The organism is Frateuria sp. GZRe14, from assembly GCF_051900395.1.
In the GTDB taxonomy this organism is placed as follows: Bacteria; Pseudomonadota; Gammaproteobacteria; order Xanthomonadales; family Rhodanobacteraceae; genus Frateuria_A; species Frateuria_A edaphi.
Genome location: NZ_JBHZGJ010000001.1, coordinates 2,048,885 through 2,067,096, shown reverse-complemented (window position 1 = coordinate 2,067,096; position 18,212 = coordinate 2,048,885). Strand labels below are relative to the sequence as shown.

The window sequence follows — 18,212 nt, the reverse complement described above, 5'->3', positions numbered from 1 at the left end:
TGGCTCCGAACGCCAACGCATCGCCCACAAGTGAGTCCCTGCGAAGAGGGGATGGCCGGACTTTTGCGCGAAACAGGACTAAAATGGTGCTGTTTCGCCGGACGTCCCCGCCGGCGCTGGAGAGTTCGCCCAGATGATCGATATTTCCGACCGCGCACAACAGCATTTCCGCCGCCTGCTCGCACAGCAGGGCGATGAGCTGGGCATCCTGCTGCGCGTGACCGAGCCGGGCACGCCGGCGGCCAACTGCGAGCTGGAGTTCTGCGAGCCGCGCGACCTGGCCGGCAACGAGTGGCTGGTCGAGTGCGAGGGATTCAATTTCTACCTGGAAGGCGACAGCGCGCGCTGGCTGGATGGCGCGAGCATCGATTACGAACCCAATCCCACTGGCGGCCAGCTCAACATCCGCGCGCCCAGGATCAAGGGCGAGGTTCCCGGCGCCGACGCGGGCCTGATCGAGCGGGTGCGCTACGTGCTGGAGGCCGAGATCAATCCGCGGATCGCCTCGCATGGCGGGCGTGTGAGCCTGCTCGAAGTGACCTCGGATGGCGCCGTGCTGCTCCAGTTCGGTGGCGGCTGCCACGGCTGCAGCATGGTGGACGTGACGCTCAAGAACGGCGTGGAGAAGACGCTGCGCGAGCGGGTGCCGGAGATCACCGCGGTGCGCGATGCGACCGACCACACTGGCGGGCGCAATCCGTACTACAAGGAAAAGGCTGGCAGCTCGGCGATGGGGTGAAGCCTTTGCCTCGCTCCCTCTCCCTTCGGGGTGAGGGGCGGGGCTCGCGACTCTGCAGCATCAAGGCGTGCCCCTGAGAGTGCTCGCCGCCAGTCTTGTCCCCTCACCCAACCCTCTCCCGGAGATGAGAGGGGCAAACGAAAAAGGCCCGCCGAGGCGGGCCTTTTGCTGTATCGAATAAGGGCGGGTTACTTGTCGCCCTGGATGTGTCCGTCCAGCGTGTGCAGCTTGGTCGGCAGGCTCGAGAAGTAGGCGGCGACGTCCTCGATGTCCTGGTCGGACAGGGTGGCGACGAAGCCCTTCATGATCGGGTTGTTGCGGCGGCCGTCCTTGTATTCGTGCAGCGCCTGCTGCAGGTACATATTGTACTGGCCGGCCAGGCGCGGGTACTGCGGATCGACTGCGTTGCCGTCCGCACCGTGGCAGGCGAAACAGGCCGCGGCCTTGGTCTTGCCGTCGGCTGCCGTGCCTTCGGCCAGCAGCGCGGTGGAGGACAACGCCAGCACGGCGCCGAAGATGAGCAGGGTGAGCGCACGCTTCATGCGGGATTCCTTCGAGACTTACTTGGCGAGGCTGGAAAGATAGGCGGCGATGTCGTCGATGTCCTGGTCGGACAGACTCTGTGCCTGCGCCATCATGGTCGGATGCGTGCGGTCGCCGGTCTTGTAGCCATGCAGCGCGTTGATGATGTACTGCTCGTTCTGCCCGGCGATCTTCGGCACGGGGTAGTCCGGGTAGGCGTTGGTGTAGCCATCGACACCGTGGCAACCGTTGCAGGTATAGACCAGCTTGCGGCCGTTGGCCTTGTCGCCAGCGGCATGTGCGTTGCCGGCGGCGAGGAGGGCTGCGGCCACGGTCAGGCCGAGCAGTTGCAGTCGAATCATCGAGTCATTCCCACGCTTGGGGTACAAAGTCGCGGAAGTATAGTGTCTGCGTCAGGCGACGGACAACTTGACGCATCGCCCTGATCGAAATCAGGCGGCCGCGGGCGCACTTTCAGAACAGGCTCTTGACGATCTGGATGCCGGCGGCGTACTCGCCGATCACCGTGCCTGCGCTTACCAGGATGAAGTTGAGCAGCGTGCGCGCCACGCGGTTCTTCCACCAGCCCTTCCAGTCGGCGATGTCGTCGCGCAACGTCTCGAAGTCGGCCACGCGAGGACGGCGAATCCAGGCTTCGGCCATCGCGCTGATGCCGCCAGCCGGAATGCCGGGCCGGAACGGCTTGATCGGCGCGGCGATGAAGGCCGCCAGGATGCTCAGCGGATGCCCGCCCGCCGCCAGTGCGCCCAGTGCGGCGCAGCCGCCGGTGAACAGCACCCAGTTGCGCAGCGCCAGCGCCCCGAGCGATGGGTTGCGATGGAACGCGTAGGCGATGGCCGCGAACACCAGCAACACCAAGCCCAGCGCGAGCCACTTGGGCCAGCGCGCCTTGGGTGGCAGTTTCGCCAGTTCGGCGATGCGCTTGGCTGGGGGTTCCTGCTGCTCGCGCAGGTATCCGCTCAGGCCCTTGAGATGGCCGGCGCCGATCACTACCAGCACGCGGCGCACGGCCGGCGCGCCTTGCGCCTGCTCGCGCAGGCGTAAGGCCATGTATTCGTCGCGCTCGCCGATCAGGCTGTTGTAGAGCGGCGCCGAATTCTGCGCAAACTCGCCGAACGCGCTCTCCAGAAGGTCCCCCTCCTTGAGCTTTTCGATCTCTTTTTCGTCGACCTGCTCGCGCTCGAACACGCTGGCGACCAGCCCGCCGAGCAGGCCGAAGCGCGCCCACGTGCCGACGCTGCGCCAGGCGCGCTTGAGCGTGGTGCCGACCTCGCGATCGATCAGCCAGACTGGCAGGTTGGCGCGCTCGGCGCCGTCCATCGCCGCCTTCATCTCGGCGCCGGGCTGGATGCCGTACTGCGCGGCCAGCCGTTGCTGGAAGGAGGACAGCACCAGGCTTGCCGCCACCATGCCGACCTTGCCCTGGCGGATTACGTGGAACAGGTCCATCTGCTTGAACGCGTCCGGATTGCGCATGCCCTCGGCGCGGCTCGGGCAGAGCTCGACCGCGATCGCGTCGAATGATTCGTTGGCCACCAGCGACTCGACCGCCGCCACGCTGGCGCGGGACACGTGCGCCGTGCCCAGCACGACGTATTCCACGCCGTCGCGGGTCACGCGCTCCAGTGGCTGGTCGAGCAGGGCGTTGGGCTGGGCGACGTCGGAATCGGGGAGGGTCATGCGTGGTCCGGGATGCGGGTGGTGGGCGGAAGCCCACCCTACAGGGTGATTCGTTGGATGGGCTTCAGCCCACCGTTTTCAATCCCGATAGCGTTTGAGGAGATCGCCGTACGCATCGATGCGCCGATCGCGCAGGAACGGCCAGATCCGCCGCACGTGCTCGCTGCGCTCCAGGTCGACGTCGACCACCAGCAGCTCGCGCCCGTCGGTGTTCGCCTTGGCCAGAAACTCGCCCTGTGGTCCGGCCACGAAGCTGGTGCCCCAGAACTGGATGCCCGCGCCCACGCCCGAGGGGTCGGCTTCGTAACCGGTGCGGTTGCAGGCCAGCAACGGCAACCCGTTGGCGACGGCATGGCCGCGCTGCACGGTGACCCAGGCCTCGCGCTGGCGATCCTTCTCCGCCAGTTCGTCGTTCGGATCCCAGCCGATCGCCGTTGGATAGAGCAGCATCTGCGCGCCGGCCAGCGCCATCAGCCGCGCGGCCTCCGGATACCACTGGTCCCAGCACACCAGCACGCCCAGTCGACCGACCGACGTATCGATGGGCTCGAAGCCCATGTCGCCCGGCGTGAAGTAGAACTTCTCGTAGAACGCCGGATCATCGGGAATGTGCATCTTGCGGTACTTGCCCGCGATGGTCGCGGAGCGATCGAAGACCACGGCGGTGTTGTGATACAGGCCCGTGGCGCGCTTCTCGAAAATCGAAGCCACCACGACGAGCTTGAGTTCCTCCGCCAACTTGCCGATGCGCTCGGTGCCGGGGCCGGGAATGGTTTCAGCCAGTTCGAACTCGCCCACGCACTCGCGCTGGCAGAAGTACGGGCCGTTGTGCAGCTCCTGCAGCAGCACGAGCCGCGCGCCGGCCGCCGCGGCTTCGCGCAGGCCGGCCTCGATCGCGTCGAGATTCGCGTCGCGGTTGCCGCGGTTGGTTTCCTGCAGCAGCGCCACCTTGAGTGTCTTGCCGGTCATGCCTGTCTCTTGCACTGAGTCGAGACAGGCAGTTTAGCGGAGCAGGGTGGCGCGGTTGTCGCCAAAGTGTTGCCGGCGGCGTGTGTTCAGCCCAGCAAGCCGGCCGGCAGCTGCATGGTGATGCAGTGAAGGCTGCCGTTCTGCCAGATCAGCGGGCGGCACGGCACCTGAACGACCTCGCGCCCGGGGTAGGCGGCGCCGATGATGCGTGCCGCCTCGTCGTCCGCGGCGTCGCCATAAGCGGGCACCAGCACGGCGCCGTTGATGACGAGGTAGTTGGCGTAGGAAGCGGCCAGTCGGCGCCCTTCGTCCAGGATGGGCTGCGCCCAGGGCAGCGGCGAGAGACGGTAGGGCTTGCCTTCGGGCGTGCGCAGCGAGGCGAGCTCGGCGGCCATCCGGCCCAGTTCCTGATGATGCGGGTCCGCCGGATCGTCGCAAGCCTGGAACACGATGCGCTCGCCCGGCGCGAAGCGGGCGAGGGTGTCGATGTGGGCGTCGGTGTCGTCGCCCTCGAGGTAGCCGTGATCCAGCCACAGCACGCGCGGGGCATGCAGGCTTTCGCGCAGGATAGCGTCCATCGCCTCGCGCGATTGCTCGGGATGGCGCTGGTGCAGGCAGCGCCAGGTGGTCAGCACGGTGCTGCCGCCATCGCTCTCGATGCCGCCACCTTCCAATGCCCAATCCACGCGCTCGTGCGCGGCGGGGCCGAACACGCCGGCGGCGACCAGGCCGGCGACCAGCGCGTCGTCCTGGTCGGCGCCGAACTTGCCGCCCCAGCCGGTGAAGCGGAAATCGGTGAGCTGGAAGCCCTGGGCCGAGACGAGCGTGATCGGGCCGGAGTCGCGCAACCAGGTGTCGTCGTAGGGAAGTTCGACGAAGCGGACGCGCTCCAGGTCAACGCCCGCGCCATGGAGCGCGCGTTCGGCGGTCGCGCGCACGCCCTCGTCGGCGACGATCACGACCAGCGGCTGGAAACGGGTGACTGCGGCGGCCAGCGCGGTATAGGTGGTCTCCACCTCGGCCAGGCGCTCGGCCCAGTCGGTGCCTTCGTGCGGCCAGGCGATCAGCACCGCGTCCTGCGGTTCCCATTCGGCCGGCAGGCGCAGGTTGGGAGAGGAGGTCATCGCGCGCTCGCTTGAAGTCGGAAAGCGGCGGAGTGTAGTCGAGCGGGCGACACCGGGCGATGAGGCCCAAACGAAAACGGACCCTCGCCATCGCGGAGGTCCGTTGTGGTGTGCTGCCGTGGGGCTTACTGCGCCGCGGCGGGATTGTGGTTGTTGCCGGCGGGCGTATTGAGCACCGAATGGATCACGTGGTCGTGCTCGAAGTACACGATGAAGGTCTTGTAGTCCCAGCGGTTGATCACCGGATGCTTCTGGCTGTCGCCACCGCGCGGCTGCAGCTTGCGCTCGGGCGCGCCGTAGCGCTTTTCCACCTGCGCCATGGTCATGCCGCGGGTGGGCAGGTTCATCCCCTGTTCCTGCTGCACGCGATTGATCAGCAGGCTGTCGCCCGCATGCGCGGCCATCGGTGCGCCGAACGCGATCGCGGCGAGCATCGCCAGACCGCCAGTGAGCTTGACCATGATTCCCCTCTCCGCAAAGGTCCTGTGCGGCGCCGTTGTAGCAGATGTGCGACAACGGCGCCACGGCGACCGCTGGCGTCTGCGATGGGCTAGGCATTCCAAGGCCGGCTATCATGGCGGGTCGCCCGTGCACGTTTCCTACCGATGATCGCGTTCCGCCATTTCGCCCTCCGCCGTGGCAGCCGCCTGCTGCTGTCCGATATCGATCTCACCATCCAGAGCGGCTGGCGCCTGGGCGTGATCGGCCGCAACGGCTGCGGCAAGTCCAGCCTGTTCGCCGTCCTGCAGGGACGGTTGGAGGCGGACGCGGGCGAACTGGACCTGCCGGCGAAGCTGCGCCTGGCGTCGGTGGCGCAGGAGACGCCCGCGTTGCCGGACGCCGCGCTTGACTACGTGCTCGGCGGCGACGAGGAAGTCGCGGCGGTCCTGCGCGAGGAGGCCGATGCCCAGGCACGCGGTGACGCCGAGGCGATGGCGCGCGCTCACCACCGCATCGAAGAGTTGCACGGCTACGACGCCCGCGCCCGCGCCGGCCGCCTGATGCATGGCCTGGGCTTCGCGCCGGAAACCCACGAGCGGGCGGTGAAGGAGTTCTCGGGCGGCTGGCGCGTGCGCCTGAACCTGGCGCGTGCGCTGATGGCGCCGTCCGACCTCCTGCTGCTCGACGAGCCGACCAACCATCTGGATCTGGATGCCGTGCTGTGGCTGGAGGAGTGGCTGCGCCGCTACCAGGGTACGTTGCTGGTCATCTCGCACGATCGCGAGTTCCTCGATGCGGTTACTTCGCACACGCTGCATCTGCACGACGGTGGCGCGCGGCTGTACACGGGCAACTACACCGCGTTTGAACGCCTGCGCGCCGAGCAGCTGCGCCAGCAGCAGATCACGCACGAGCGCGAGCAGGCCGAGCGCGCGCACCTGCAGTCGTTCGTCGATCGCTTCAAGGCGAAGGCGAGCAAGGCCAAGCAGGCGCAGTCGCGCATGAAGCGGCTGGAAAAGCTGGCTGGCACCGAAGCGGTGCGCGCCGAGCGGCCGTTCCGGTTCCAGTTCGCGGTGCCGGATCGGTTGCCCGATTCGATGCTGCAGCTGGAAGAGGTGTCGGCGGGCTACTCGGCTCTGCCCCCTCTCCCCGCTGGGGTGAGCGGCGGGGCTCGCGGGGATGTTGGTTCGGGGCATTTGGTGGAGTTCGGGGCAAGCCTTGGCCCCTCACCCCAACCTTTTCCCCCGGGGGGAGAGGGAGCGGACGTCGTCCTTGCGGACGAGAGTTATCGATCAAAGGCAGCAGTCGTCCTTACGGATGTCCGCTTTCGGTTGGAAGCCGGCGAACGCATCGGCCTGCTCGGCCCCAACGGCGCCGGCAAGTCGACCCTGGTCAAGACGCTGGTCGGCGAGCTGCCGCCGCTGGCCGGTGAGCGCAAGGCCCACAAGGACCTGAAAATCGGCTATTTCGCCCAGCACACGGTCGAAAGCCTGCGCGAGGGCGCCAGCCCGTTCGACCACCTGCAGGACAAGGCGCCGGGCGTGGCCGCGCAGGTGCTGCGCGACTTCCTCGGCGGCTGGAACTTCGCCGGCGACCGCGCGTTCGAGTCGGTCAATGGTTTCTCCGGTGGCGAGCGGGCGCGCCTGGCGCTGGCGCTCATCGCCTGGGACAAGCCCAACCTGCTGCTGCTCGACGAGCCGACCAACCACCTGGACCTCGATATGCGCGAGGCGCTGGCCGATGCGCTGGCGGACTTCGATGGCGCGCTGGTGCTGGTGTCGCACGATCGCCACCTGCTCGGCCTGGTCTGCGACAGCTTCTGGCGCGTCGCGGACGGCGCGGTGGAATCGTTCGACGGCGACCTGGACGACTACGCACGCTGGCTGCGCTCGCGTGGTGCGGCCGTAAGGAAGGCCAACGAGCCGGCCGAATCCGCCGAATCCGCCGCCGACCGCCGCCGCGCCGCCGCCGCACAGCGCGAACAGGACAAGACCGCGAAGGCCCGGGTCAGGAAGATCGAAGCGCGCGTCGCGGCGATCGATGCGGACCTGGTTGCCCTCGAGGCGAAGCTGGCCGACCCGGCAACCTACAACGGTTCCACCGCCGAGCTCATGAAGCTGGGCCAGCGCCAGGCCGACCTGCGTCGCGAGAAGGAAACGCTCGAGGCCGAATGGCTGGAGCTGTACGAGCAACTGGAGGCCGCCAGCGCATGAGCGTGGAACTGTGGCTGCCCGCGCTCGTGCGCTTCGAGCCCGCGCATCCGCTGCGCCGCCTGTTGGTCCGCGCCGATCGCCTCGAAGATGGCCCAAGGGGATACCTGGCCGGGTTGGCCACCTGGTTCGATGTCCCGCAACCGCTGCCCGCCGGTGCGCTCACCCGGCAGCTGGCCGCCGGCGATGCCGATGACGCCTTGTGGATGAGCGCCGACCCGGCCTGGATCGAGCCGGACATGAACGGTGCGCGCCTGCTCGCCTGCGGGCAGATGCAATTGACCGCAGGCGATGCCGCCGCGCTGGCCGAGCCGCTCGCGCCGCTGTTCGAAGAGCAGGGCATGCGGCTGGAACTGACCTCGTCCGATCGCTGGCACCTGCGCCTGCCGCCAGGCACGGCCGTGCCGACGTTCCCGGCGCCCGAGCAGGCGCTCGGCGAAAACCTGCTGCAGCATCTGCCGCAGGGTGCCGATGGGCGCCGCTGGCGAATCCTGCAGAACGACATCCAGGTGTTGCTGCATCAGCACCCGCTGAACGCGCAGCGTCGCGCCGCCGGTCAACCCCCGGTCAACAATCTGTGGCTGTGGGGGGCAGGCACGTTGCCCGAGACCGTGGCGACCTCGCTTCGCGGCGTCGTCAGCGACGATCCGTTGCTGCGGGCGCTGGCGGCGCGGTCGGGCATTGCGCATCGCTTGCGGACCCCGGCCCGCGAGACCCAGGCCACTTCCGCAGCGCCGACGGCGGCGGGCGAACTCGCCGCTCATTGGCTGATCGACCTGCAGGACCTGCCGGCCCAGATCATCGCCGACCAATGGTGGCCCATGATCGACACGCTCGCCCGCCAGCGGCCCCTGTGCCTGACCTTCGCCAGTGGCGAGCGCCGGGATCTGCGTCCCTGGCATCGCTGGCGTTTCTGGCGCGGGATGCGCGCATGAGCGCACCGACGTTGCGTCGCCGGCTGGTGGCGGGCGCGCCCGAGGGCTGGAGCGATGCGGTGCACCCGGTGCTGCGCCAGGTCTACGCCGCGCGCGGCGTCCTGCATCCGGCGCAGGCCGAGCATCGCTTGCGCCATTTGCTGGCGCCGCAGGCACTGGGTGGGCTCGATCGTGCCGTCGCGCTGCTGATCGAGGCGATCACCGGCGACTGGTCGATCGTCATCGCCGGCGACTACGACTGCGACGGCGCCACCGGCACTGCCCTGGCCGTGCGCGGCCTGCGCCTGCTCGGCGCGCGGCGCGTGGATTACGTGATTCCCAACCGCTTCGCGCACGGCTACGGTCTGAGTCCCGCGCTGGTCGCCTCGCTGGAACCCGCGCCGCAGCTGATCGTCACCGTCGACAACGGCGTGGCCAGCATCGCCGGCGTGGCCGCGGCGAAGGCGCGCGGCATCCGCGTGATCGTCACCGACCACCACTTGCCGGGCGATCAGTTGCCGGCCGCCGACGCGCTGGTCAATCCCAACGTGCTCGAGGTGCGTGCATGCGGGCATGGCGAGCCCGCCTGCGAGTCATGCACCGGCGATGCGCGGATGAACCAGGCTTTCGCCAGTCGCGCGCTGGCGGGCGTCGGCGTGATGTTCTACCTGCTGCTGGCCGTGCGTGCGGAGTTGCGCGGGCGCGGGGCTTTCGCCGGGCGCGAGGAGCCGGACCTGGGCAACCTGCTCGACCTGGTCGCGCTCGGCACGGTAGCCGACCTGGTACCGCTGGATTTCAACAACCGCGTGCTGGTCGAGGCGGGTATCGGCCGCATCCGCAGCGGTCGCGCCTGCCCGGGCATCACCGCGCTGGTGGAGGCTGGCAAGCGCAGCCTGTCCGGCGTCTGCGCCAGCGATCTTGGTTATGCCGTCGGCCCGCGCCTCAACGCCGCGGGCCGGTTGGAAGACATGCGCCTGGGCGTCGAATGCCTGCTCACCGACGACCCGGTACAGGCGCGCGCGCTGGCCGAGCGGCTCAGCGCGATCAACCAGGAACGCCGCGAGCTTCAGGAGGCGATGGTCGCCGAGGCCGAGGCGATGATCGGCGCGCTCGGACTGGAAGGCCTGGGCGAGCGCACCGGCGTGAGCCTGTACGAACCCACATGGCACGCGGGCGTGGTCGGACTGGTGGCGTCCAAGCTCAAGGAACGGTTGCACCGCCCGGTGATCGCCTTTGCGCCGGCTGACGAGGACCGGCCCGAGGAACTGCGGGGTTCCGCGCGCTCCATCGCCGGCTTCCACGTGCGCGACGCGCTGGCGGCGATCGACGCACGCCTGCCCGGCCTGATCGAGCGCTTCGGTGGCCACGCCATGGCGGCCGGGCTGAGCCTGAAGACCGCCGACTACCCCCGCTTCGCCGACGCCTTCGACGCGATCGCGCGCGAATGGCTGGACGAGGAACGCCTGCAGGCGGTGCTCTACACCGACGGCGAACTGCCGCCCGGTACCTTCACCCTCGACCTTGCGCGCCAGCTGCGTGACGGCGGGCCGTGGGGGCAGGGCTTCCCCGAACCGCTGTTCGACAACCTGTTCGAGTGCGCGCAGTGGCGCCTGATGGGCGAGCGGCACTGGCGGCTGAGCCTGCGCGATCCGCGCGATGGCGCCGTACACGAGGCGGTGATGTTCAACGTGCGCGCAGCCGCGCCACCGCCGCGGCTGCGCGCGGTATACGAGCTGACGATCAACGAATGGCAGGGCAGGGAAAGCGCGCGTCTGCTGGTGCGCCACGTCGAACCCGCCTGACGCAGCCGGCTTTTCGCAGAGGCCCGGTTGCGGCGACGGTTTTTTATCTCCGCCAGGAACATCGCCCGCAAGCGGGCCATTGCAGCGTTGCCGCCGAACCGGGCTTTCACGCACCCACGCTTGCATAGCCGCGCCCGCCGCGCTTGGATGGAGTTCCGACCACGCGGAGACACCCCATGATCGAGCAGATGACCGACCTCCCCGCCGGCGCGCTGGGCTTCACCGCGCGCGGCAAGGTGACCGCGGCCGACTACGAGAACGTGTTCGTGCCGGACGTGGAGGCCGCCTTCGCGCTCAACCGCAAATTGCGCCTGCTCTACCACGTCGGTCCCGACTTCACCGGCTTCGAGCCCGGCGCCATGTGGGACGACACCAAACTGGGCTTTCGCCACTGGAGCGGCTGGGAGCGCATCGCGCTGGTCACCGACGTCAACTGGCTGCGGCTGGTGGCACGCACCATGGGTTTCACCGTGCCGGGCGAGTTCCGCCTGTACCGCAACGACCAGTTGATGGAAGCCAAGGCCTGGATCAGCGAATCGTTCCGCGAACACCACGCCTGAACGGCAGACACCCGCTTGCGCGCCTTGTGAAATCCTGCTCCACTCGCGCCATGTCCATGCCGACCACGCATTCCGTCTTCGCCACCGCGCCCTGCGCGGCACGCGTGCGGCCGGCCCTGGACAACCGCTCGAACAATAATCGTCGCCTGCACAAGGGGGCCGGCGCGTAGCCGCAAGTTCGAGCAACAACTACGCGACGAAGGCCCGCCCCGTGCGGGCCTTCGTCGTTTTCGGGTCATGGAAAACGCGAGGGAGACAAATCATGTGCGCCATCTTCGGGATGTTCGATCTTGCACCGGGTGACGACCTGGCCGCGCTGCGCCGGCAGGCGCTGGAGCTTTCGCAGCGCCAGCGCCACCGCGGGCCGGACTGGTCCGGCGTGTTCATCGATGCCGGGGCGATCCTGGTGCACGAGCGCCTGGCGATCGTCGATCCGGCCAGCGGCGCGCAACCGCTGCGTTCGCGCGATGGCGCGCTGGCGCTGGCGGTCAACGGCGAGATCTACAACCACGGCGAGTTGCGCCTGGGCAGTGGCTATGACTTCACCACGGGTTCGGATTGCGAGGTGATCAACGCGCTCTACCGTGATGGCGCGGACCCGGCCGAGTGGATCGCCGGCCTCAACGGCATCTTCGCCTTCGCGCTGTGGGACGGCGTCGCGCAACGCTACCTCGTCGCACGCGATCCGCTCGGCGTGTGCCCGCTCTACTGGGGCCATGATGCGGCCGGCCGGCTGTGCGTGGCCTCCGAGATGAAGGCGCTGGCGGGCGTGTGCGCCGATGTGACCATGTTCCCGCCCGGACATGTCTACGACAGCGCCAGCGGTGAGCTGCGCCGCTATTACCAGCGCCCTTGGCGCGAGTACGCGGCGACGCAGGGCAGGGCGCCGGGCGATCTGCGCGTGGCGCTGGAACAGGCGGTGCAGCGCCAGCTCATGTCCGACGTGCCTTACGGCGTGCTGCTCTCCGGCGGGCTGGATTCCTCGCTGGTCGCCGCCTGCGCCGCGCGCTTCGCCCGCGAACGCGTCGAGGACGGCGGCCAGAGCGAAGCCTGGTGGCCGCGCCTGCACTCCTTCGCGATCGGGCTGGAGGGCTCGCCGGACCTCGCCGCCGCGCAATTGGCCGCCGAAGCGCTGGGCACCGTGCACCACGGTTTCGTCTATACCTTCTGGGAAGGACTGGACGCATTGCCGGAAACGATCCGCCACATCGAGAGCTACGACGTGACTACCGTGCGTGCCTCCACGCCGATGTTCCTGCTGGCCCGGCGCATCAAGGCGATGGGCGTGAAGATGGTGCTCTCGGGCGAGGGCTCCGACGAACTGTTCGGCGGCTATCTCTACTTCCACAAGGCGCCCTCGGCGCAAGCCTTCCACGAGGAAACCGTGCGCAAGCTCGACGCGCTGCACCGCTACGACTGCCTGCGGGCGAACAAGGCGATGATGGCCTGGGGCGTGGAGGCGCGCGTGCCGTTCCTGGACCTGGCCTTCGTCGAATCGGCCATGGCCTTCGATGCACGCCACAAGATGGCCGGACACGGTCGCATCGAGAAGGCGGTGCTGCGCGAAGCCTTCGTCGGTGCACTGCCCGACGCCATCCTCTGGCGCCAGAAGGAGCAGTTCAGCGACGGCGTCGGCTATGGCTGGATCGACGGGCTCAAGGCGTACGCCGAACAAGCGGTGAGCGACCGCGAAATGACCGCCGCGGCCGCACGCTGGCCGCACAACACGCCGGCAACCAAGGAAGCCTATCTCTACCGCGCCTTGTTCGAGAAGTTCTTCCCGGGCGAGGCCTGCGCGGCAACCGTTCCCGGCGGCAAGTCGATCGCCTGTTCCTCGCCGGCGGCGCTGGCGTGGGACCCGGCCTTCGCCGGCAGCGCCGACCCGTCCGGACGTGCCGTGCACGGCATACACACCCAATCCTTGTCGCCCCTTGCCCTCGCCACCTCGTAGGAGCGCGCCTGTGCGCGAGCGCCATGCAGGTCCGGGCTCAGCGGCCGTGAACCGATGCGCTCCTCAATCTGGATGCACTGGATCGCCCATTGTCCCGTCGACCCTTGCAGGAGCGCATTCGTGCGCGACCGCCATGCCCGGCCCGCGAAAGAGTCGCGCACAGGGCGCGCTGCTGAGATCGATGCACTGGCTCGACGGCGCGCGCCCGGCTTACGCTCTGCCTTTCCGCCCGAGGCCAGGAACATGGCATTGCTCCCCTACATTTACTTCAACGGCAGTTGCGAGGAAGCGCTGTCCTTCTACGCCGCCTGCCTCGGCGGCGGCGTCGGGTTTCTCGAGTTGCACCGCTTCGCCGGTTCGCCGATGGCGGCCAACGCACCCGCGGGCTGGGACCAGAAGATCATGCACGCCAGCCTTGGCAGCGAAGGCCAACCGCTGATGCTGGCCTCCGACGGCATGCCGGACATGCCCAGCGAAGCGCCGCGCGGGTTCTCGCTCGCTTTCGCTGCGCCGACGGTGGAAGAGGCCGAGCGCGTGTTCGCCGATCTGGCCGAAGGCGGGCGCATCGAGATGCCGATCGGGCCGACCTTCTTCGCGGCCCGCTTCGGCATGCTCACCGATCGCTACGGCATCGCCTGGATGGTCAATTGCGACTAGCGGACCGCTAGCGGCCCAGCTGCACGCGGAAGGCTTCGACCAGCGTCAGCAGCGCGCGCGTGCCATAGGGCTTGGCCAGGTAGGCGTCGTAGCCCGGTTGGCGGGGAAGATGCTCTTCAGGGATGGCCGTGGTGAGGATGATCGGATGCTCGTAGCCGGCCCCGCGCAGGCGCTCGATCATCTCCAAACCGCTCAGGCACGGCATCATGAAGTCGGTGACGACGAGCTCGGGCAGTTCCTGCAGCGCGATCTCCAGGCCCTCGCATCCGTCGGAGGCGACGGTCACGTGGTAGCCCGCCTCCTCCAGCACGGTGGCGGCTACCAGGGAGACGTCGGGTTCGTCCTCGACCAGAAGTACGCGCAGCATGTCAGCCTGCTTCCCGGGACTCGGCAACCCTGGGGTCCGGTCCGAAGGCGATGCCGCGGGCATTGACGTGGAACTCGTGCGTGCGCGGGTCGAAATCGCTGTCGCGCAGCTTGATCACCGAGAGGTAGCGCCGGAACGCATGCCCGCGCCGCCCGGTGTTGAGCAGGAGCACGTTGTCGACCATCGCCGACAACTCGTCGCTGGGCATCATCGCCTGGTCCAGTTGCAGCTCCGGGATCTCCGAGGTGTAGACGACGCTCGCGCCGATCGCGCCCAATTGCATGCTCAGCGCGTTGATCACGTAGGGCATGCGCTCGGGAATCACCAGGCTGTCGCGGATCGCCACCAGGCCGTCGACGAAGACGCGCTTGGCCTTGCGCGCGCGGGCGCGGCTGACGATGTCGCGCACCAGTTCGTCGACGATGTTCTCCGCCGGCGGCAGCCATGAAATTTCCAGCGTTCCGTCGCCGAGCGGCGTGTCCAGGTCGAGGCCGATGCTGCGCGCCTTCTGGAGCAGGTGCGCGGGCGTTTCGTAAAAGCCGAACATCAACCCCGGCTCCTGCGCACTGGACAACGAGAGGTAGTGCAAGCCGAGCGTGGTCTTGCCCGCACCCGTGGGTCCCACCAGCAACGTGGCCGAACCGGCCGGCAGGCCACCTTGCAGGAGCGTGTCCAGCCCTTCGTGCCCGGAGGTCACGCGATGGGCCTCGGCACGGGCGGCGGGCGCCGCTTCCAATGCGCTTTCGACGCGCGGGAACACCGCCACGCCTTCCCCTGTGATGCGCACGCGGTGCTTGCCCGGGAGAATTGCCGCGCCGCGGTGTTTCCTGACCTGGATCGTGCGGTAGGCGCGAAAACCTTGCGTCTCGTCGCTCAGCTCGATCCAGCCGTCCACCATGGTGTGTTCGGGACAGCTGGAATCGCGGTTCTGGTGGGTGAGCATGACCAGCACGGCGTCGGCCATTCCCGCCACGCCCTGCAATGCATGGATGAACGCGCGGAACTCCTGTTCCGAGGCGACCGACTGCGCCACGAACGTGCCATCGAGCACCATCGCGGTGGCGCGGTGTCGCTTGAGCTCGTGCTGGACCAGCTTGAGCAGTCCGGGCAGGCCTTCGCGCTCGAGCACGCCATATCCGCTGATGTACTGCATCGCGTCGGGCAGCGCGCTGCCCTCGAAAAAGTCCATCTGGCTGACGTAGGCGAGCATCCGCGAGCTCGATTCGGCCAGCAGCGTCATATAGAGCGCACGTCCGCCTGCGCGCACGTGGGCGTAGCAGAACTGGTTGGCCAGGATCGTTTTGCCCGCTCCGGGCGGCCCCTGGACGATGTAGGCCGAGCCGCGGAGAAAACCGCCATCGGTCAGCTGGTCCAGCCCCTCGATGCCGGTCGAGAATTTTTCGATCACTATCCGCTCCACTATGTGCCTGCCCGGGGAACCGTACGTGGCGTGCCGGTGTAGACGAACTGTGCATGGTAGCCGCAGGCGAGGTTTCTTGGGCAAGCACCGCTCCGGCCGCGCTCGGATCGCGGCATTCCGGCCGTGCCCGCATGCCGTGCTGATCCCGCGCCGGGCGGGTTCGGCAGTCCCGTTGACTGCCCATTGACGCGTCCAGCTATTCACTGCGCGGGCCCCCAAAGGCAGGAGCCCGGGCGATGAGGAAACGGCAGTGTGCGGCGCAGATGCCCGGCTGCCGTTTTTGCGTGCCTCACGCCCGAAGCACAGACGTTGATTGCGTGTCATGGGCCTCGTCCCACGACCGTTCGGCCGACCTGGATGTTGCGCCGGCCGGGCGCGAGGTCCTTAGGTCTCCACGGAGAAGATCATGATTTCCAGAAGGCGTTTTCTTCAGTCTTCGCTTTCGCTGGCACTGGTCCCGCTGTTGCCACGCGTGGCCATGTCCACCACCCTGAGCGTGCGGCCCAGCTGGCCGGTGTTCTGCCTCACTCCCCAGCTGCAGTCCTTCTACAACGCGGTCGCCGCGATGAAGGCCGTCAAGGACAGCACCAACCCGAACAGCTGGGCGTATTGGGTCGAGACGCATCGTGCCAATTGCCCTCACGGCGTGTCGTACTTCCTGGCGTGGCATCGCGGTTTCCTCCATCGCTTCGAAGCGAAGCTGAAGGAGATTTCCGGAGATTCCAGCTTAGTGCTGCCGTACTGGAACTACTACGACTCGCCGAGCATCCCGCCGGAGTTCCTGGATCCTTCCTCGCCGCTGTACCGCAGCGACCGCACCGGCACCGACGTCACCGGTGCGCTCAGTTACGACGCCTTCGCCGATACCGTCATCCGCTTCCAGCGGGGCAAGTCGCACGCGTTCGAGACCATCGTGGAGTCGCGCCCGCACAACCTGGTCCACAACCTGATCGGCGGCTCGATGGCCTCGATCAGGATCTCGCCCAGGGATCCGGTGTTCTGGGTCCACCACGCGAACATCGATCGCCTCTGGGTCGCCTGGCTCAAGGCCGGCGGCGGGCGCAAGGAGCCCCTGACGACCAATACCTACTGGTCGGGCGACCTCTATTACGGGCCGGCCGTGGACGGCATGCCGCGGGTGTGGACCGCGGATACCACCAGCTACCTCGGTTACCAATATGACAACGAAACCATGCCCAGCCAGTCCAGCAGCTCCGTGATGGCCGCCAGTGCGATGGCCACCAGTGGCGCGCCGCTGCGTCCTGCCACCCGCGTGAGCGTGCCGTTCGGCAAGTCGCGCGCGCTGTCGCTCGACGAGCAGTCCCTGAATGTCGACGTGGCGCTCGGTGCGACCGATGCCGCCCGCGTGCGTTCGCTCATGCTGCGGCCGACCGCCGGTTCCACGGAGAACGGCCCGGTGCGCGTGGTCCTCGATGGTGTGCACCTGACCGGCCTTGGCCACAAGGGCGGTTACTTCTACAACGTCTATCTCAACCTGCCCGCGCAGCCTGGTACCGGCCAGGCCGCCGGCGCCTATCTGCTGGGTTCGGTGGGCGCTTTCGAGATCAGCGTGGCGCAGATGAAGGCGAGCATGAAGGGCATGCATGGCATGTCGGACATGGCTGGCACGGCGACATCGCACGGCCACGGCGTGCGGCTGGTCTTCCCGGCGACCGAGGTGCTGCAGAGGATCTGGCCGGACAACCTGGACAAGCTCAGCGTGTCCTTCGTGCGTGTCGATGGCAGCCGGCACCCGACGAAAGGCGTGGTGATGAAGGTCGACGGGTTCCGTGTCGAAGCCGACCCCTCGATGTGACCGCGTGGCGCGCCGGTGACCCGGCGCGCAATCCGGACCACGAGGGCTGCTCGCGAGGGACGCCGCCAAGTGCGGCGCCCGTCGCGCACGTCAGGCGTACTGCATCTTGATCGTCATGCCACCGTCGATCACGAAGTGCTGGCCGGTGACAAACGCCGATTGCGCGGACAACAGGTAGACCGCCAGCGCGCCGATATCCCTCGGCGTGCCCACGCGGCCGGCAGGGTGCTGCGTATGGTCCTTGCGGCTGAGCCTCGGCGCGTGGCGCTCGGCGGGCTTCTGCCACGCGTCCGTGGCGATCCACCCCGGCAGGATCGCGTTCACCCGTACCGATGGCCCGGCGCTGACCGCCAACGCATGGGTGAAGGCCAGCATGCCGCCCTTGCTCGCGGCGTAGGCCTCGGTGTCCGGTTCGGATTGCAGCGCGCGGGTCGAGGCGATGTTGACGATCGCGCCGGTGGCTTCGGCCAGCGCGGGCAGGGCGTGCTTGCTGCAGAGGAAGGTGCCGGTGAGGTTGGTGGCGAGGTAGCGGTTCCAGTCCGCCAGCGACAGCGATGCGAGCGGCGCGCGATGCGGATCGGCGATGCCGGCATTGTTGACCAGGCCGTCGATGCGTCCGAACCGCGAGAGCGCCGCCTGCACCCAGCGCTGAACGCTGGCCTCGCGCGCCACGTCCAGCAACGTGAAGGCAGCGCGCGCGCCGACGTCCCATTCGGCCAGGCAGGCGAGGCCGGCCTCCTTGTCCAGGTCACCGATCATCACCCGGCCGCCCGCACCCAGCACCGCCTGGGCGATGCCGCGCCCGATGCCTTGGGCGCCGCCGGTGACCAGCACCACGCGTTCGCTGAGCGGCCGTGCGTCGTAGTCGTGGATGGCGGGAGCCTGGGTCATGAGGAACCTGCAGATCAGCGGATGAGTGAAGGCCCGAGCCTGTATCCGCACTCGTGATGCGGGCGTCGCTTGCGCCCGTCGGCGTATTACCATGCGCCGCCGCGAGTGAGCGGCATGCCGCTGCGGAT

At 68.3% G+C, this 18,212-nt stretch carries 17 protein-coding genes; 8 read left to right on the top strand and 9 right to left on the bottom strand.

Annotated elements, in window-relative coordinates; genetic code table 11:
- Positions 1-133 precede the first annotated feature (133 nt).
- The gene (locus ACFWZ1_RS09480) at positions 134-739 is read left to right on the top strand and encodes an NfuA family Fe-S biogenesis protein (protein WP_231325810.1); all 606 of its coding nucleotides are present in this window, start codon (positions 134-136) and stop codon (positions 737-739) included.
- Positions 740-927: 188 nt separating this feature from the next.
- On the opposite strand, the gene ACFWZ1_RS09475 is transcribed toward ACFWZ1_RS09480, so the two are convergent.
- The 6 genes from ACFWZ1_RS09475 to ACFWZ1_RS09450 form a co-directional block, all read right to left on the bottom strand.
- The gene (locus tag ACFWZ1_RS09475; RefSeq protein WP_231325808.1) at positions 928-1,281 is read right to left on the bottom strand and encodes a c-type cytochrome; all 354 of its coding nucleotides are present in this window, start codon (positions 1,279-1,281) and stop codon (positions 928-930) included.
- Positions 1,282-1,299: 18 nt separating this feature from the next.
- The gene (locus ACFWZ1_RS09470; RefSeq protein WP_231325806.1) at positions 1,300-1,623 is read right to left on the bottom strand and encodes a c-type cytochrome; all 324 of its coding nucleotides are present in this window, start codon (positions 1,621-1,623) and stop codon (positions 1,300-1,302) included.
- 112 nt (positions 1,624-1,735) lie between these two features.
- Complete coding sequence (locus tag ACFWZ1_RS09465; RefSeq protein WP_439666228.1) at positions 1,736-2,962, bottom strand: TraB/GumN family protein; 1,227 nt, start codon at positions 2,960-2,962, stop codon at positions 1,736-1,738.
- A gap of 78 nt (positions 2,963-3,040) precedes the next feature.
- The gene (locus ACFWZ1_RS09460; protein WP_439666227.1) at positions 3,041-3,931 is read right to left on the bottom strand and encodes a carbon-nitrogen hydrolase; all 891 of its coding nucleotides are present in this window, start codon (positions 3,929-3,931) and stop codon (positions 3,041-3,043) included.
- An 86-nt stretch (positions 3,932-4,017) separates the two neighbouring features.
- Positions 4,018-5,055 carry an agmatine deiminase family protein gene (locus ACFWZ1_RS09455; protein WP_439666226.1) on the bottom strand — a complete coding sequence of 346 codons (1,038 nt, stop codon included), beginning with the start codon at positions 5,053-5,055 and terminating at the stop codon, positions 4,018-4,020.
- A gap of 125 nt (positions 5,056-5,180) precedes the next feature.
- Positions 5,181-5,516: a hypothetical protein gene (locus ACFWZ1_RS09450; protein ID WP_439666225.1), complete on the bottom strand. Its 336-nt coding sequence runs from the start codon at positions 5,514-5,516 to the stop codon at positions 5,181-5,183.
- A gap of 144 nt (positions 5,517-5,660) precedes the next feature.
- On the opposite strand from ACFWZ1_RS09450, the gene ACFWZ1_RS09445 reads away from it, so the two are divergent.
- From ACFWZ1_RS09445 to ACFWZ1_RS09420, 6 genes are all read left to right on the top strand, one after another.
- Entirely contained in the window at positions 5,661-7,709 is a 2,049-nt protein-coding gene (locus ACFWZ1_RS09445) for an ABC-F family ATP-binding cassette domain-containing protein (protein ID WP_439666224.1), read from the top strand.
- Positions 7,706-8,641, top strand: coding sequence for a phosphoglycerate mutase (locus tag ACFWZ1_RS09440; RefSeq protein WP_439666223.1), 936 nt, complete (start codon positions 7,706-7,708; stop codon positions 8,639-8,641). Before ACFWZ1_RS09445 ends, ACFWZ1_RS09440 begins: the two co-directional genes overlap by 4 nt.
- Entirely contained in the window at positions 8,638-10,422 is a 1,785-nt protein-coding gene (locus ACFWZ1_RS09435) for a DHH family phosphoesterase (protein ID WP_439666222.1), read from the top strand. The genes ACFWZ1_RS09440 and ACFWZ1_RS09435 overlap by 4 nt, the downstream gene beginning before the upstream one ends.
- Before the next feature lie 176 nt (positions 10,423-10,598).
- A complete protein-coding gene (locus ACFWZ1_RS09430) occupies positions 10,599-10,982 on the top strand; it encodes an STAS/SEC14 domain-containing protein (RefSeq protein ID WP_231325798.1) in 384 nt (127 codons plus the stop codon).
- Positions 10,983-11,244: 262 nt separating this feature from the next.
- The gene (asnB, locus tag ACFWZ1_RS09425) at positions 11,245-12,933 is read left to right on the top strand and encodes an asparagine synthase B (protein ID WP_439666221.1); all 1,689 of its coding nucleotides are present in this window, start codon (positions 11,245-11,247) and stop codon (positions 12,931-12,933) included.
- Between the two features lie 243 nt (positions 12,934-13,176).
- Entirely contained in the window at positions 13,177-13,590 is a 414-nt protein-coding gene (locus tag ACFWZ1_RS09420) for a VOC family protein (protein ID WP_439666220.1), read from the top strand.
- A gap of 7 nt (positions 13,591-13,597) precedes the next feature.
- On the opposite strand, the gene ACFWZ1_RS09415 is transcribed toward ACFWZ1_RS09420, so the two are convergent.
- Entirely contained in the window at positions 13,598-13,957 is a 360-nt protein-coding gene (locus ACFWZ1_RS09415; protein WP_231325794.1) for a response regulator, read from the bottom strand.
- Position 13,958: 1 nt separating this feature from the next.
- Positions 13,959-15,365, bottom strand: a complete 1,407-nt coding sequence (locus tag ACFWZ1_RS09410; RefSeq protein WP_439666219.1) for an RAD55 family ATPase — start codon at positions 15,363-15,365, stop codon at positions 13,959-13,961.
- Positions 15,366-15,855: 490 nt separating this feature from the next.
- On the opposite strand from ACFWZ1_RS09410, the gene ACFWZ1_RS09405 reads away from it, so the two are divergent.
- Positions 15,856-17,193: a tyrosinase family protein gene (locus ACFWZ1_RS09405; RefSeq protein WP_439666218.1), complete on the top strand. Its 1,338-nt coding sequence runs from the start codon at positions 15,856-15,858 to the stop codon at positions 17,191-17,193.
- Positions 17,194-17,283: 90 nt separating this feature from the next.
- Here the strand turns inward: ACFWZ1_RS09405 and ACFWZ1_RS09400 are convergent, their stop codons facing one another.
- Positions 17,284-18,084, bottom strand: coding sequence for a glucose 1-dehydrogenase (locus ACFWZ1_RS09400; RefSeq protein ID WP_439666217.1), 801 nt, complete (start codon positions 18,082-18,084; stop codon positions 17,284-17,286).
- Between the last annotated feature and the right edge of the window lie 128 nt (positions 18,085-18,212).